Source organism: Halorubrum aethiopicum (assembly GCF_001542905.1).
In the GTDB taxonomy this organism is placed as follows: Archaea; Halobacteriota; Halobacteria; order Halobacteriales; family Haloferacaceae; genus Halorubrum; species Halorubrum aethiopicum.
In genome coordinates, this window is the sequence record NZ_LOAJ01000001.1 from 2,914,562 (window position 1) to 2,929,127 (window position 14,566).

The following is a 14,566-nucleotide window of genomic DNA, read 5'->3' on the forward strand; positions in this document are numbered from 1 at the left end:
GGTGACCGGGATCGAGGTCGTCGGCGACCTGCTCGGACGCGACCGGCGGAGCCGCGACCCCGCGCTCGTCACCCCCGACGGCCGCGAGCGGACCGCCCACGACCTGATCACCAACGCGTACAAGGCCGCGAACGTGCTCCGGTACCTCGGCGCGCGCGAGGGGTCGACCGTCGCCGTCGACCCGACGCCGGGGCTCCACGCCGCGCTCGCGTTCCTCGGCGCGGCACGCCTCGGCGCAGTGGTCCGGTTCGACCCGGCCGCAGGCGTCGACGCGGGCGACCGGGTCGCGGTGGTCCCCGTCGACCGCGAGCGGTCGCTCGACCCGAAGCCGGGGACGAACCTCGCCGCCTTCGGGGGCCCGCCGGAGCGCCCCGAGACGACACACTGGGAGCAGGAGCTGTGGAGCGAGAACCCCGCCACGCCGCCCGCGACCGTCTCCCCGACCGATCCCGTCCTCCGGACCGACGACGGAACCGTCCCGCACGGTCGGCTCGTCGACGCGGCGAGGGCGGCGGCGACGGAGCACGGGATCGACGCCGGGACGCGGGTCGTCGTCCGGACGACGTTCGCGGACCCGCGAGCGATCGCGGCGGGCGTGGTCGCGCCGCTCGCTCGCGGGGGCGTGGTCGTTCTCGCGGGATCCGCGGGGGAAACGGCTCCGTCGGAGCCTCGCGGGGATCTGGCGGTCGTCGACGACGCGGACGCGGACCCGCCCGAACCCGCGCGGATCGACGTGGCGACGCTGCCGTCGCTGATCGGTTAGGACCGGTAGGAACCGCCGTCGCGGTCGGTTCCGCGCGGTCGCCCGCCGCGGTCGACCGGAGAGAGCTCCTCGGAGGCAAGCGGCAGGGAGCCGTGTCGGAGCGTCCCGAGCAGCTCGGTTCGGTCGCCGTCGAGACCGATCCGGAGCGTCGGCGCGAGGGTGCCGCCGAACCGGCGTCGCTGCTCGCTCTCGGGGAGGTCCGCGATCCCGTCGAGGCTCTCGCCGACGTACTCGTAGTAGTTGAAGAAGCTCACCACGAGCATCTCGTCGCCGTGGTCGTAGGCGGTCCACGAGTACGACTGGAACGGCGCGTTCGCGGGGTTGGTCGCGACCATGCCGTGGCCGTTCAGCGGGCGATACTCGCCGCGGAGGTCGTCGGCGACGAAGCCGTACAGCGCGTCGTAGCCGACGATCCCCGGGGCGAACGTGTGCTGGTGACTGGAGACGAACAGGTAGTAGGTGCCGTCGCGGACGACGAGGTGGGGTCGCTCGAGTTCCTGGTTGACGCAGACCGCGTCGAGGAGCGGCGGCTCCAGCTCCCAGTCGGTCGGGTTGCCGGTCGGCGAGCGCGCGATCCCGACGCTCCCGTTGAACGACGCGGCCTCGACGTCGCCGTCGCAGGGGTCCGCGTCCTCCGGCACCGGGGTGTTCGCCTCGAAGAGGAGGTACGTCTCGCCGCTTGCGGGGTCCTCGAAGAACCACGGGTCGCGGAAGGTGTACGTCATCCCGCGCGACTGTGCTTCCCGCTCGTAGAGGTCGCCGTCCGGCTCGAGCAGGATCTCGTGGTCCCACTCGCCGTCGATCCGGAGCCCGTCGTCGCCGACGCGGACCGTCCCGCCGGTCGCGCCCGCGATCCGCTGGGTGTACGCGAGGTCGTCCTCGCCGCGCTCGCCCGCGGCGGTGTAGAAGGCGTGGACGTCGCCGCCGTCGACCATCGTCGAGCCGGCCCACTGCCGGGAGCCGAGCGCGCCGTCGGAGAAGAGGGGCCCGCCGTGGCTCCAGGTCTCGCCGTCCGGCGAGGTGAAGTAGTGGATCGACGCCACGTCGTGGCGCTTGCCGGGAAGCAGGTCGTCGGTCGCCGTGAGCGCGCAGACGACGCGGTACCCGCCGATCTCCGCGAGGCTCCCGTCGCGGTTCCGGAGCGGCCAGGTGTCCCAGACGTGGAACCCCTCGAACCGGTCGGTCTCCGGCGGGTAGACGATCGGCGCGACGGCGTCGTCGGTGCGCTCGATCCGGCCGGCCGCCTCGCGGGTCCAGGCGGCGCGACCGGCGCGGTCGTTCGTCATACCGGCCCTTCGACGGTGGGGCAAAAAACGGTTACTACACCCGTGAAAAACTACTTATGCGGAGCGCATCGCCGCCAACTGCGCGCCAGCGACGGATCCCAAGACCCTAGCCGGAGCCGACGGTGGGTCCCGTATGGTCGACACCCATCCCGCACAGCGCGTCGGCGTCCTCGCCGACTCGCAGAACCTCTATCACTCCGCACAGAGCCGCTACTCCCGAAACGTCGACTACTCGGCGCTGCTCGAGGAGGCGGTCCGGGAGCGATCGCTGGTCCGGGCCATCGCCTACGTGATCCGCGCGGACTCGCCGGAGGAGGAGAGCTTCTTCGAGGCGCTCCGCGACATCGGCTTCGAGGCCAAGATCAAGGACATCAAGACGTTCGCCGACGGCTCGAAGAAGGCCGACTGGGACGTGGGGATGAGCCTCGACGCCGTGACGCTCGCGAACCACGTCGACACCGTCGTCCTCTGTACCGGCGACGGCGACTTCGCCAGGCTCTGTTCGCACCTCAGACACGAGGGGGTCCGCGTCGAGGCGATCGGGCTCGGCAGCTCCACGGCCGACGAGCTGGTCGACGCCGTCGACGACTTCGTCGACATCGACGAGCACGAGGACCGGTTCCTGCTGTAGCGTCGGCTCCCTCGGCGGCCACGACCGCCGGAAAGCCTTTATCCGCGACGGTTCAGCGTCGAACCGATGCCCTCCGACGACAACGACACGAGCTACTCCGTCTTCGGCGACGACTCGACGGACGACGGGAGCGACGGCGGCGACCGGTCGACCGGCGACGGCGGTCCCGGACCCGGACGTGCCGAGTACGACGACGGGGCTCCCGGCCGGGGCGACTCCCGTGCCGACCCCGGGGAGAGCCTCGGGTCGGACGGCGACTCGGGCTGTCCGAAATGCGGCGGCGAGGAGACCGAGACCGACGAGATAGCGACGAGCGGAACGGGTCTCACGAAGCTGTTCGACGTCCAGAACCGCCGGTTCATCGTCGTCTCGTGTGCGAACTGCGGCTACTCGGAGCTGTACAAGGGCCAGTCGAAACACGACGCGATCGACTTCTTCGTCGGGTAGCGCGGGGCGAGCGCACGCTCCCGTGAACCCCCCTCGGCCGAGCGTTCCGCCTCGACCGAATGTCCCGTCTCAGCCGAGCGTCCGATCGAGGACGCCCGCGACCGTCGCGGCCGCGGCCTCGACCTCCCGCACCCTGACGTACTCGCGTTCGGCGTGGGCGACCGCGCCGGCGTCGTCCGCGAGGTCGCCCGGCCCGAAGACGACCGTGGGTGCCGGCGCGAAGTACGACGCCTCCGTCGCCGCACCGAACGGGCGGACCTCGCCGCCGCGATCTACCCCTGCGTCCGCGGCCGCCGACCGCGCCGCCTCCGCGACGGTGTCGACGAACCCGTGGTCCGGGTCGGTCGAGAACGCCTCGAAGAACGGCGAGTCGCGGTCGGTGAGGGAGACGTCGACGTCGACGGTCGCCGCGCTCCCGTCCAGCGCGCCGACCGCCGTCCGAACCGCCTCCTCGAGCGCGCTCCGGAACCCCTCCGCCGTCTCCGGAGGGACGCTCCGCCGGTCGACCGTGACCGCGCAGTCGGCCGGCACCTGGTTCGTCGCCCCGCCGCCCTCGACGACGGTCGGCGTGAGCTTCGGCGGGCCGAGCTGCGGGTGGTCGTCGGCGTCCGCGTCGAAGCGGCGGATCGCGGAGAGCGCCCCCTCCGCGGCCGCGACCGCGTTCGCGCCCGCGAACTCGGCGGCGTGTGCCGCCTCACCGGAGAGTTCGATCGTTCCCTGAAATCGCCCCTTCGCGGCCGTACAGACGTCGAGACCGGTGGGTTCGCCGACGAGATACAGGTCCCCGTCGAGCTCGTCGTCCGTCCCCGGGAGCTTGCCGGTCAGCGCCGCGGCCCCGCGGGAGAGCGTCTCCTCGTCGGGCGTCACCGCCAGCGTGAGCCGTCCGCGCGCCGGCTCGGTGGCGAGGAACCCGTACAGGATCGCCGCGAGCGGCCCCTTGGCGTCACACGCCCCGCGCCCGCGGATCACGTCCGCGGGTCCGGTCCCGCCCGATCCCTCCGTTTCTCCCGCCTCCGAACCGGTCGCCTCCCGGTCGCGCTCGAAGGCGACGTGGGGGGTGACGGTGTCGATGTGGGTGTTCGCGACGACGTGCGGACCGTCCTCGGGTGCCGGCGAGACCTTCTCGGCGACGACGCAGCCGGCCTCGTCGACGGCGGCGTCGACGCCGAACCCCTCGAGCGTCTCAACGAGCAGCCGGCGCATCGCCTCGACGTCCTCGTGTGAGGGGGTCGAAACGGCCCTCTCGAGGAACCCGACCGGGTCGAAGTCGGTCGCACCGAGCGCGGGAGGCGCGTCGGGTTCGTCGGTCGCGTCGGTCGCGTCCGTCATCGCGGGTCCGCCGCGACCCGCCCCGAGAACTCGCGGGCGACCGGGCCGGTCAGGGTCGCGTGGTCGTCGTCCGGGACCGTGATGCGCAACTCGCCGCCCGGCGGCCGGGTCACCGCCGTGTCGCCGTCGATCAGTCCCAGCCGGCGGGCGACGGCGACGATCGCGACCGCGCCGGTGCCACAGGAGCGCGTCTCGCCCTCGACGCCGCGCTCGAAGGTTCGCTGGTCGATGACGGCCGGGGCCTCGTGGCCGTCCCCGTCGCGTCCCCGCCCGTCTCCTCCGCCGGCGTCGACGACCGCCGCGAGATTCACGTTCGCGCCCTGCGGGAAGACGGCCGCGTGTCTGACCGGCGGCGCGACCGCGTCGAGGTCGACGGCGTCGATTCCGTCCGAGTCGTCGCGGCCGCCCTCGAGGAACGCCACGGCGTGTGGAACGCCGGTGTCGACCGCGGTGACGGTGAGCCCCTCGATCTCCTCCGCGACGAGCGGCTCGTCGCGGTCGACGGGAACGGAAGCGGGATCGAACCGCGGCGTCCCCATCTCGATGGTCGCTTCGCTCCCGTCGGCGCTCACGGTCGCGCGGCGGGTCCCGGCCTGCGTGTCGATCATGAACTCGCGGTCGCCGGTCCGCTCGTGCGCCCAGCGAGCGACGACGCGCGCGCCGTTGCCGCACATGGCGGCGGTCGAGCCGTCCGGCTGGACGAGCGTCATCACGACGCGGGTCGGGCGGTAGCGCTCGCCGATCTCCAGAAAGAGGACGCCGTCGGCCCCCCGGCGGCCGGTGGGGTCGTCGTGGGCGTCGCCGCCCGCGTCGGTGACCGCGCCGTCGACCGTGTCGGCCGAGATCCCGGTCTCGCGGTCGCAGTACGCGCGCGCGAACGCCGAGCGGTCGCCGACGCCCTCGCTGGCGTCGACCACGAGGAAGTCGTTGCCGGTGCCGTGGTACTTCTCCACCGGGACGGCGTGGGTGCTCATCGGTCCACCCCCGCTCCCGTCGTCTCCGCCGTCTCCGGCGCGTCCGCTGTCCCCCGTTCGACCGTCGTGAGGTCGGCGAGCCGCTCGCGTCGCCGGACGACCCTCGCCTCCCCGTCCGCGAGCGCGACCTCCGCGGGCCGCGGCCGCGAGTTGTACTGGTTCGCCATCTCGTAGCCGTACGCGCCCGCGACGCCGACCGCGAGGAGGTCCCCGCGGGCCGGCTCGGCGAGCGCGCGGTCCGTACAGAAGCTATCGCCGGTCTCACAGATAGGTCCTGCGACGGCGACGGAGGCGGTCTCCCGGTCCGTCGGGTCCGGCTCGCCGTCGGCCCCGCCGAGGTTCCGGATCGGGTGGTACGCGTCGTACATCGCGGGACGCAGGAGGTCAGTCATCCCGGCGTCGACGCCGACGACCGTCCCCTCCGGCGTCGGCTTCACGGTGTTCACCCGCGTCAGGAGGACGCCCGCGTCGGCGACGACGTACCGACCGGGCTCGATCGCGAGCGCGAGCCCGGAAAGGTCGCCGACCGCCTCGCGCGTCGCGTCCGCGACGGCGGGCAGGTCGAGCGGGTCGGCGTCCTCGCGGTACGGGACGCCGAAGCCGCCGCCGACGTCGACGTACTCGAGGTCGAGGGGGTCGGTGGCGGTCGAGTCGGTCAGCTCCCGGGCGAGGTCGCCCATCCGCGCGACGAGCTCGCGGTGGCTGTCGAGCTGGTCCGGGTCGATGCCGGAGCCCGCGTGCGCGTGGACGCCCACCACGTCGAACCGCTCGGCCGCCTCGCGGGCGACTCGCGCCGCGCGATCGTAGGGGACGCCGAACTTCGGTGCCGAGCCGGTGGTGACCTTCGCGTGGTGGCCCGCGCCGACCCCCGGGTTCACGCGGAGGCAGAGCCGGCCGTCGTAGTCGCGCTCGGCCAGCCGGTCGAGGGTGTCGACCGCGCCGGCGGTGACCGTGAGATCCGGCTCGCGCTCCGCGACGTCGACGACGTAGTCGAGGTCCCGATCCGGAGGATTGACCGCGGTGTAGTGGAGCCGGTCGCCGTCGAAGCCGGCCGCGAGCGCGCGGTCGAGTTCCCCGGCCGAGGCGCACTCCGCGTCGAGCCCCGCCTCGCGGACCGCCTCCAGCACCGCGCGGCCGGTGTGCGCCTTGACCGCGTACCGCACGTCGGCGTCGGGAAACGCCGCAAGCAGGCGCTCGCAGTTCTCGCGGGTCCGGTCGAGGTCCTGGACGTACAGCGGGGTGTCGTGCTCGTCGGCGAACGCGACGAGCCGGTCCGCGTCCCAGTCGCTCACGCGCCGGACGGGCGGGTTCGCGTCGGCGTCGCGCTCCGTTTCCGTCGTCTCCGTCGTCTCCGCCGTCATTCCCGCAACGCCCCCTCGCGTCGGGTCGCCTCGAGCGTCTCCGTCTCCACGTCGGTGGCGACGACCGCGGGCTTGTACGCGCCGCCCTCGAAGAGGTCGTGGTCGCCGACCGAGGACTCCACCATCCGCGTGAACGCCCGGCGCTCGGCGGGGAGGTGGCCGTAGAGGACCTCCTCCTCGACGAGGTCGTAGACGGGGATCCGCGGCGTGAGCAGCGTGTTCTCGCCGACGATGGAGTTCTCGCCGACGCGGAACCCGCTCGTGACCCGACAGCCCGCGCCGAGCGAGACGCCGTCCTCGATGACGACGGGGGCGTCCTCGATCGGTTCCAGCACGCCGCCGATCAGGGTGTTCGCGCCGAGTTTCACGTCGGAACCGACCTGCGCGCAGGAGCCGACCGTGTCACAGGAGTCGACGAGCGTCCCGTCGCCGACGTACGCGCCCATGTTGAGGAAGGCCGGGCTCATCACGATACAGTCGCTGCCGAGGTACGATCCGGGTCGGAGCACGGTGCCGTCCGGGGTGTTGCGGGTGCCGCGCTCGGCGAGGTCGTCGGTCTCCCGGAGGGGCAACACGTCGTAGTAGGTCACGCCGCCGTACTCGCGGGGCTCGGTCTCGCGGAGCGCGAAGTTGAGCAGGCAGCCGCGTTTGACCCACTCGTTGGCCTCCCACGTCGTCACGTCGTCGCCGGTCTTCCGGGCGGCACGGACCTCGCCGGCCGAGAGCGCCGCGAGGAAGTCGTCGAGGACGGCCACGTCGTCCGCCGTCGTCTCCGCCGCCGAGAGCCCGGCCTCGTACCGGTCCCAGAGGTCGGCCACGTCGGATTCGAGCGTCATTACTCCCCCCGTGGTCGACCGGCGGTATTTACCCGTCGATGTGTGTCGATGCCTATCGCACTCATCGGGCCGCGTCCTCCGCCGTCGCGGCCCCGCCGTCGCGTCCCCCGCCGAGCACGTCGTCGAACTCGTACCATCCGGGGTCGCGACCGGCCAGCCACGCCGCGGCGTCGAGCGCGCCCTCGGCGAACACGCCGCGGTCGCCGGCGCGGTGCGTGAGCGAGAGCGTCTCGCGGTTGCCCGCGAGCAACACCTCGTGTTCGCCCGTCACGTCGCCGGCGCGTCGCGCGTGGACGCCGATCTCGCCGGGACTTCGGGGCGCGTCGCCCTCCCGGCCGTTGACCCGTCGGTCGAGGGCGTCGCTTCCCGCCAGTTCCTCGCGGACGCCCTCCACGTCGTCGAGCAGCGTCCTCGCGGTCCCCGATGGCGCGTCGCGTTTCCCGTTGTGGTGCGTCTCCGTCACCTCCACGTCGTAGCCGGGGACCGCCGCGACCGCATCGCGGACCGCCCGGCGGAGCGCGGCGACGCCGCGCGCGAAGTTCGACGACCGCAACAGGGGGACCGCCTCGCTCGCGGCGCAGAGCCGCGCCGTCCCCCCGGAGTCGAAGCCGGTCGTGCCGGTGACGACGGCCACCCCCGCCTCGGCGGCCGTCTCGGCGTACTCGACGGCCGACTCGGGGCCCGTGAAGTCGACGAGGACGTCGGCGTGGGCGTCACCGCCGGCATCGGCGATCAGGTCGTCGAGACGGGCCGCGTCCGCGACGTCGACGCCCGCGACCGGGTCCGTCGGCGTGCGGTTGACCGCGAGGCCGACCGCGACGTCTTCCCGGATCGCCGCCGCCTCCAGCACCTCCCGGCCCATCCGGCCGCCCGCGCCGGTGACGGCGATCCGGGTCGCGTCGGCGTCGCCGGTCATTCCGCGCCTCCGGAGACGTCGGTCTCCCCCGCCGCTTCCGTCTCCCCCGGCGTCCCCTCCTCGTATTCCGCGAGCAGATCGCGGAGATCCTCGCGTCGCTCCTCGGAGAGCCGGGTGAGCGGCGATCGAACGTGCGGGCCACCGCGGCCCCGGACGTACATCGCCTCCGTTACCGGGATCGGGTTCGTCTCGGCGAACAGCGCGCGCACCAGCGGCGCGAGCTCGTGGTGGAGCTCGCGCGCGCGGTCGTAGTCGCCCGAGAGCGCCGACCCGACCATCGCACACGCGCGCTCCGGCTCGACGTTCGCGACGACGCTTATCGTGCCGGTTCCGCCGACGGCGAGCGTCGGGAGGGTGAGCCCGTCGTCGCCGGAGAGCACGGAGAACGCCTCCCCGCGGGTTCGTTCGACGATCTCGCCGATCCGATTCAGGTCGCCGGAGGCCGCCTTGTACCCCCGGACGTTGGGGTGACTCGCGAGGTCGACGACGACGTCGACGGGGATCGACCGCCCCGTCCGCGAGGGGACGTTGTAGACGATCTGCGGGAGGTCGACCGCGTCGGCGATCGTTCGGTAGTGCTCCCTGAATCCCTCGGGCTCGGGCTTGTTGTAGTACGGCGAGATGAGGAGCAGTCCGTCCGCGCCGGCCGCCGCGGCCCGGCGCGAGAGCGAGAGCGCCTCCGCGGTGTTGTTCGAGCCCGTGCCCGCGATCACGGGCACGTCGTCGACGGCGTCGCGGACCGTCTCGACCACTGCGATGTGCTCGTCGTGGGTCATCGTCGCGGACTCGCCGGTGGAGCCGACGGGGACCACCCCGTCGACGCCGGCGCGCTCGAGGTGGCGGGCGTTCGCGGCGAGCTGCTCGTGATCGATCCCGTTCTCGCCGGTAAAGGGGGTCGTCATCGCGGGGTAGACCCCCTCGAAGGGTTCGTCGGTCGGTTCTCGGTCGTCGTCGCGGTCGGTCGTGTACGGCGTCGTAGTCGTTGGATTCGTCATCGGTGTCGTGGGTCGGATCGCGTCGTTCCGAACGTCGTCCTGAAAGCGGTCGCGCGCGGGTCGGGGGTCGTCCGGGACGGGGTCGCCACTCCCGCCTGTGGACGCGTCACGCGCGTTTCTTCGAGAAGGGCCGCGTCGCTGCCGGCGGGCGCGAGCCGAGCGACGACGCGGTTCGGGTCACACCCCGACGTACGCCGATCGGTCGTTTATGCGTTTCGTCCTCGACGGAATCTGCCGGCCCGTCGGCCGCCGGGGACGCAGTCGACCGATCCGCCGCGCGGCGCGTGAGAACCGTTTTTACTACGAGCGTGGTAACGGACGCACATGAACGACGACGAACCCCGCCTCGGGTTCCTCCTCGAGGGCTCGACCGGCGGTCGGGCGACCGACGGCGGGGAGGCGGGGGCCGACGGGATCGGGGGCCGGGAGTCGGTCGGAGAGCGAGCGACGGAGCGGTCGGCCGCGCTCGCGTTCGCCCGCGACGTGGTGGGAGACGTCGAGACGGTCGCGCTCGCGTCGGTCGCGGCCGGGGAGACGGATCTCGACCGCTTCGACGCGCTCTGGTGGCACGGGTACGACCCCGTGAGCGACCCGGCGACGGTCGCCGAGTGTGCGGAGCCGATCCGAGCGTTTCTCGCGGACGGCGGCGGGCTGTTCTGCTCGGCGCGGGCGCTCGCGCAGGTGAGCGCGCTCGGGATCGACCCGGTCCCGCCGGACGCGACCGGGACCGAGGAGGTGGCGGACCCGGTCGGGCCGCTGTGGCACCCCCTCTACGAGGGTCACCCCGCGGTCGACGGACTCGACGGACTGCGCCACCACATCCGCCCCGCGGGCTCGACCGCCCCGTACGCCCGGTACGAGGACGTGCTCCCGGAGAACGCGGACGTCCTGGCGTCCACCTACCGCGGCGTCGAGGACGTCCCCTCGGAGGTGACCGTCCTCCAGTGGCGGGTCGGGGCGGGGACCGTCATCGGGGTCGGCGTCGGCATGGAGTTCGCCCAGCACGACGACGCGACCACCGAGGCGACCCGCGAGCGCTTCGCGGCCGACGTGGTCCGCTGGCTCGCGGGGGACAGCGAGTACGACACCGCGCTCGCGACGGGGCGGCCGAAGAGCGGCCGCGAACTCGAGCGCTACCGCGACGCGCTCTCGGGCGATCGCGACCGACCCTCCTACCACGTCACCGCGCCGGTCAACTGGCTCAACGACCCGAACGGGATGATCCACCACGACGGGACCTACCACCTCTTCTACCAGTACAACCCGGCCGGACCGTACCACGGCGCGGTCCACTGGGGCCACGCCGTCAGCGAGGACCTCGTCCGCTGGGAGGACCGGCCGGTCGCGATGTCCCCCGACCCGAGCGGTCCGGACCGGGACGGCTGCTGGTCGGGGTGTGCGGTCGCGGTCGATCGTGTCGAGACGGACGGGGACGCGGGAGTCGAGTCGCGCGCGGTACCCGCCGGCGACGACGTCGACTCCCCCGCCGCCGGCGACGACGCCGATTCCCCCGTCGCCGCGGGCGACGCCGATGCGGTGTACGCGCTCTACACCGGCGGCCGCGACGGCTGGCAGCGGCCGTGTCTCGCGACCGCGACCGACGACGACCTGACGCGCTTCGAGCCCGACCCGGCCAACCCCGTGATCCGGTCGCCGCCGTCCGAACTCGACCTGCTGTCGACGCCCGGCGAGCCGGCGCACTTCCGGGACCACTGCCTCTGGTACGAGGACGGCCGCTGGCACCAGCTGATCGGCGCGGGGCTCCAGGACCGCGGCGGCGCGGCGGTGCTGTACACGAGCCGCGACCTCCGCGAGTGGACCTACGAGGGCCCCGCCCTCGTCACCGAGGAGGCCGACCCCGGGGTCGTCTGGGAGTGTCCGGAGCTGCTCCGCTTCGCCGACGGCGACCTGCTCCACGTCTCGGACTACGAGGACGTGCGGTACTTCCTCGGCGCGTTCGACGCCGACGCCGGTCGGTTCCGGGTCGACGAGAGGGGCGTCCTCGATCCCGGCGCGTTCTACGCGCCGCAGTCGCTCGCGGCTCCCGACGGCCGGACGATAACGATCGGCTGGCTCCGGGAGGAGCGGTCGGCCGCGAGCGGGTGGGACGCGGGCTGGTCGGGCGCCATGAGCCTCCCGCGCGAGATCGCGGTCGTCGACGGCGAACTCCGCCAGCGACCCGTCGGAGAGGTCGAGCGGCTCCGCGAGACGCGGCTCGTCGACGACCGGCTGACCGCGGATTCGACCCCCGAACGGCTCGACGCGACCGGCGAGGCGTTCGAGCTCCGGGCCCGCCTCGACCCCGACGACGCCCCCGGCTCGGCCGTCGCGCTCCGCGTCCGCGAGTCGCCCGACGGCGCGGAGCGGACGACGGTCCGGATCGGGAGCGACCGCGTCGTCGTCGACCGCTCGGAGAGCAGCCTCGACCGCGACGCGCGCGACGCGCCGGTCGGCGTGGCCGTCGACGACCTGGAGCGACCCCTCGACGTGCGCGTCTTCGTCGACGCGAGCGTCCTCGAGCTGTTCGTGAACGGGCGACGGGCGCTCGCGACGCGGATCTACCCCACTCGCCACGACGCGACGGGGGTCTCGCTCGTCGCCGTCGCCGACCCCGACGGCGGGAAGAGCACGGATTCCGGCCCTGGGGAGGAAGTGGACGCCGGGTCCGCCGAAAGACCGGACGACGGCTCCACGGAAAGACCGGACGACGGCCCGATCGGCGTCGACGTCGACCTCTCGATGTGGCGGATGGAGGGGGCGTGGCCGGCGGTGGGCGGCGGGGATCGACGGGCCGATCCCCGGTAGCGGACGGTACCCGTCCTCACCGCCGGTCGAGCGCGACCAGCGCGACCCCGGCGGCCGCGACGCCGACGCCGCCGGCCGCGAGCACGCCGAACCCCGGCGCGTACGACCCGGTCGCGTCGTAGAGGGTCCCCACGAGCACCGGACCGAGGAACCCGCCGACCTCGCCGACCGCGAAGATGAACCCCACGGCCGTCCCCGTCAGCCCGGCCCCGATCCCCTCCAGGTCGGGCGGGATCGTCCGGATCAGCGGCGAGAGCCCGCCGCTCCCGAGGCCGGCGGCGACGACGCCGAGGAGCGCCACGGCGCCGGCGTCGCCCGCGATCAGGACCGCGATCCCGAGGAACGCCGCGGTGCCACAGCCCGCGAGCGCCGGGCGCTCGACCCCGAACCGGTCCGCCAGCTCGGGAACGCCGAGGACGCCGACGACGTGGGCGACGACGAACGCGCTCGTTGCCCGCCCGGCGACTGCGGCCGGGAGCCCCCGTGACTCCAGGAGCGTGGGGAGCCACCCCTGTATCCCGTGGTTGATGAGCAGGTACATCGTTCCGATCACGACGAGCAGCTGGAGTTCGCGGTGCGTGAGCACGCGCCGGAGGTCCGCCGCGAGCGCTCGGGGCTCGAAGGCGTCGGCGGCGTTCTCTCCCTCCTCGTTCCCTCCGGCGTCGTCGACGCCGGTCCGGATCGCGACGATCGACCAGACCGCGCCGTAACAGACCGCGACGACGCCGCTCCAGAGGAACAGCGGCCGCCATCCGCCGAGGGCCGGCCCCAGAACCGGGCGGCCGACGGCGAAGACGCCCGCCGACCCCGCCGAGGCGGCGACGAGGTAGATCGCGGTCGGGCGGCCCGTGCGCCCGGACGGGAACAGCGTCGAGACGAGCTTCGGGAGGCCGAAGGTGACGGTCGTCGCGCCGACGCCCATCGCCAGCGTGAACGCCAGGAGCGACGCGAAGCCGGGCGCGACGCTCCGCCCGATCTGGCCCCCGCCGTAGACGAGGACGCCCGCGGCGATGACCCTCGCCGGCCCGATACGGTCCACGACGAGCCCGGAGAGCAGCGCGAGCGGGATGTATGTCAGCGGGATCGCCCCCGCGAGGACGCCGGCCTGGGTGCTCGTCAGTCCCACGTCGTCGATGATCGTGGGGAGGTACGCGGGCAGCGAGAACCAGACGAAGAGCAGGCAAGTGTAGCTCGCGCTCGCGACCAGCGTGATCCCGTACTCGCGGCGACCGACGGCCGGGCTCGACCCCATCGATGGAGGTGTGTATCACGGGGGCGTCCGAATAGGTTGCCGTGTCGACCGGCCGGAACTCCGGGCGGTGATCGGAGCCTCTCGGCGGCCGGACCCTCGGGCCACACCCTTTTATCTTCCCGCGGCGTCCGTGTACATCCCATGACGAAGGCGGCGGACGACGAACACGTGGCGAGACAGCGGTACGACCCGGCCGCGGACCACGCGTTCCCCGACGGCCGGGTGAACGAGATGCTCGAGCGGATCGAAAGCGATCCCGAGATCACGACGTACCTCGAGGCGCAGAACGTCAACGCCGTCGACCGGAAGGGGTACAACGACCACGGAACGAAACACGTCGAGATCGTTCGCGACCGCGCCCTCCGGCTCTACGACCTGCTCAAGGCGGGAGCCGTCGAGTTCAACGGGGCCCGCCAGCAGGGCCTCGAGGAGGCGGACGAGCCGGTGATACTCGCGCTCGCGGCGACGCTTCACGACATCGGCCACGTCGTCCACCGGGACCACCACTCCTACTACTCGATCCCGCTCGCCGCCGACGTGCTCGATCGGCTGCTGCCGGAGTTCTACGACGTCGCGGAGCAGGTGCGGGTGAAAGCCGAGGTGCTCCACGCGATCCTCTGTCACCACACCGAGGAGGAGCCGCTGACGCGGGAGGCGGGCGTGATCCGGATCGCCGACGGCCTCGACATGGAGCGCGGTCGCTCGCGTGTCCCCTACGAGAAGGGCGGACGCGGGATCAACACCGTCTCCTCGCAGGCCATCGAGTCGGTGATCCTCCATCCCGACGAGGAGCTGCCCGTCCAGGTCGAGATCCGGATGAACAACGCCGCGGGCGTCTATCAGGTCGACTCGCTTTTGAAGGCCAAGGTGGAGGGATCGATGCTCGAGGACCTCGTCCGGATCGTCGCGATCAACACGAAGGAGAACGGCGAGGGATCGCTCGTCGAGCGGATCGAGCTGTAGGCGGCGAG

At 73.0% G+C, this 14,566-nt stretch carries 13 protein-coding genes; 5 read left to right on the forward strand and 8 right to left on the reverse strand.

The genetic code is table 11. From position 1 onward, the window contains the following. The first annotated feature begins 10 nt into the window (after positions 1 to 10). Positions 11 to 763, forward strand: coding sequence for an AMP-binding protein (locus AXA68_RS13955; protein ID WP_066418645.1), 753 nt, complete (start codon positions 11 to 13; stop codon positions 761 to 763). On the opposite strand, the gene AXA68_RS13960 is transcribed toward AXA68_RS13955, so the two are convergent. Further along, the gene (locus tag AXA68_RS13960) at positions 760 to 2,049 is read right to left on the reverse strand and encodes a glycoside hydrolase family 68 protein (protein ID WP_066417970.1); all 1,290 of its coding nucleotides are present in this window, start codon (positions 2,047 to 2,049) and stop codon (positions 760 to 762) included. The two genes, AXA68_RS13955 and AXA68_RS13960, sit on opposite strands and share 4 nt — an antisense overlap. Positions 2,050 to 2,182: 133 nt before the next feature. Here AXA68_RS13960 and AXA68_RS13965 point away from each other — a divergent pair, with 133 nt between their 5' ends. Further along, on the forward strand, positions 2,183 to 2,680 hold the full coding sequence (locus AXA68_RS13965) for a LabA-like NYN domain-containing protein (RefSeq protein WP_066417978.1): 498 nt from the start codon (positions 2,183 to 2,185) through the stop codon (positions 2,678 to 2,680). A gap of 66 nt (positions 2,681 to 2,746) precedes the next feature. Continuing rightward, on the forward strand, positions 2,747 to 3,127 hold the full coding sequence (locus AXA68_RS13970; RefSeq protein ID WP_066417980.1) for a zinc ribbon domain-containing protein: 381 nt from the start codon (positions 2,747 to 2,749) through the stop codon (positions 3,125 to 3,127). A gap of 69 nt (positions 3,128 to 3,196) precedes the next feature. Here AXA68_RS13970 and AXA68_RS13975 read toward each other — a convergent pair whose 3' ends face one another. The 6 genes from AXA68_RS13975 to dapA all read right to left on the reverse strand — a co-directional run bounded on the left by AXA68_RS13975 (position 3,197) and on the right by dapA (position 9,538). Then, on the reverse strand, positions 3,197 to 4,456 hold the full coding sequence (locus tag AXA68_RS13975) for a M20/M25/M40 family metallo-hydrolase (protein ID WP_066417983.1): 1,260 nt from the start codon (positions 4,454 to 4,456) through the stop codon (positions 3,197 to 3,199). Beyond that, positions 4,453 to 5,430 carry a diaminopimelate epimerase gene (gene dapF / locus AXA68_RS13980; protein ID WP_066417985.1) on the reverse strand — a complete coding sequence of 326 codons (978 nt, stop codon included), beginning with the start codon at positions 5,428 to 5,430 and terminating at the stop codon, positions 4,453 to 4,455. Before dapF ends, AXA68_RS13975 begins: the two co-directional genes overlap by 4 nt. Then, a complete protein-coding gene (gene lysA, locus AXA68_RS13985) occupies positions 5,427 to 6,791 on the reverse strand; it encodes a diaminopimelate decarboxylase (protein ID WP_066417987.1) in 1,365 nt (454 codons plus the stop codon). The genes dapF and lysA overlap by 4 nt, the downstream gene beginning before the upstream one ends. Continuing rightward, positions 6,788 to 7,627 (reverse strand): 2,3,4,5-tetrahydropyridine-2,6-dicarboxylate N-succinyltransferase, encoded by an 840-nt coding sequence (locus tag AXA68_RS13990; RefSeq protein WP_066417989.1) that lies wholly within the window; start codon positions 7,625 to 7,627, stop codon positions 6,788 to 6,790. Before AXA68_RS13990 ends, lysA begins: the two co-directional genes overlap by 4 nt. 61 nt (positions 7,628 to 7,688) lie before the next feature. Then, positions 7,689 to 8,543 carry a 4-hydroxy-tetrahydrodipicolinate reductase gene (dapB, locus tag AXA68_RS13995; RefSeq protein ID WP_066417991.1) on the reverse strand — a complete coding sequence of 285 codons (855 nt, stop codon included), beginning with the start codon at positions 8,541 to 8,543 and terminating at the stop codon, positions 7,689 to 7,691. Next, a complete protein-coding gene (gene dapA, locus AXA68_RS14000) occupies positions 8,540 to 9,538 on the reverse strand; it encodes a 4-hydroxy-tetrahydrodipicolinate synthase (protein ID WP_066417994.1) in 999 nt (332 codons plus the stop codon). The genes dapB and dapA overlap by 4 nt, the downstream gene beginning before the upstream one ends. 324 nt (positions 9,539 to 9,862) lie before the next feature. Here dapA and AXA68_RS14005 point away from each other — a divergent pair, with 324 nt between their 5' ends. Continuing rightward, the gene (locus AXA68_RS14005) at positions 9,863 to 12,343 is read left to right on the forward strand and encodes a GH32 C-terminal domain-containing protein (protein WP_066417996.1); all 2,481 of its coding nucleotides are present in this window, start codon (positions 9,863 to 9,865) and stop codon (positions 12,341 to 12,343) included. 16 nt (positions 12,344 to 12,359) lie between these two features. Here the strand turns inward: AXA68_RS14005 and AXA68_RS14010 are convergent, their stop codons facing one another. Beyond that, positions 12,360 to 13,595 (reverse strand): MFS transporter, encoded by a 1,236-nt coding sequence (locus tag AXA68_RS14010; RefSeq protein ID WP_066417998.1) that lies wholly within the window; start codon positions 13,593 to 13,595, stop codon positions 12,360 to 12,362. 141 nt (positions 13,596 to 13,736) lie between these two features. On the opposite strand from AXA68_RS14010, the gene AXA68_RS14015 reads away from it, so the two are divergent. Continuing rightward, entirely contained in the window at positions 13,737 to 14,558 is an 822-nt protein-coding gene (locus AXA68_RS14015) for an HD domain-containing protein (protein WP_066418000.1), read from the forward strand. Positions 14,559 to 14,566 lie beyond the last annotated feature (8 nt).

Excerpts from the sequence above, each read along its gene's own strand:
- dapB (WP_066417991.1), bottom strand. The coding sequence starts at position 8,543 with ATGACCGGCGACGCCGACGCGACCCGGATCGCCGTCACCGGCGCGGGC.
- lysA (WP_066417987.1), bottom strand. The coding sequence starts at position 6,791 with ATGACGGCGGAGACGACGGAGACGACGGAAACGGAGCGCGACGCCGAC.
- dapF (WP_066417985.1), bottom strand. The coding sequence starts at position 5,430 with ATGAGCACCCACGCCGTCCCGGTGGAGAAGTACCACGGCACCGGCAAC.
- dapA (WP_066417994.1), bottom strand. The coding sequence starts at position 9,538 with ATGACGAATCCAACGACTACGACGCCGTACACGACCGACCGCGACGAC.
- AXA68_RS14010 (WP_066417998.1), bottom strand. The coding sequence starts at position 13,595 with ATGGGGTCGAGCCCGGCCGTCGGTCGCCGCGAGTACGGGATCACGCTG.
- AXA68_RS14005 (WP_066417996.1), top strand. The coding sequence starts at position 9,863 with ATGAACGACGACGAACCCCGCCTCGGGTTCCTCCTCGAGGGCTCGACC.
- AXA68_RS13975 (WP_066417983.1), bottom strand. The coding sequence starts at position 4,456 with ATGACGGACGCGACCGACGCGACCGACGAACCCGACGCGCCTCCCGCG.
- AXA68_RS13990 (WP_066417989.1), bottom strand. The coding sequence starts at position 7,627 with ATGACGCTCGAATCCGACGTGGCCGACCTCTGGGACCGGTACGAGGCC.
- AXA68_RS13960 (WP_066417970.1), bottom strand. The coding sequence starts at position 2,049 with ATGACGAACGACCGCGCCGGTCGCGCCGCCTGGACCCGCGAGGCGGCC.
- AXA68_RS13970 (WP_066417980.1), top strand. The coding sequence starts at position 2,747 with ATGCCCTCCGACGACAACGACACGAGCTACTCCGTCTTCGGCGACGAC.
- AXA68_RS13965 (WP_066417978.1), top strand. The coding sequence starts at position 2,183 with ATGGTCGACACCCATCCCGCACAGCGCGTCGGCGTCCTCGCCGACTCG.
- AXA68_RS14015 (WP_066418000.1), top strand. The coding sequence starts at position 13,737 with ATGACGAAGGCGGCGGACGACGAACACGTGGCGAGACAGCGGTACGAC.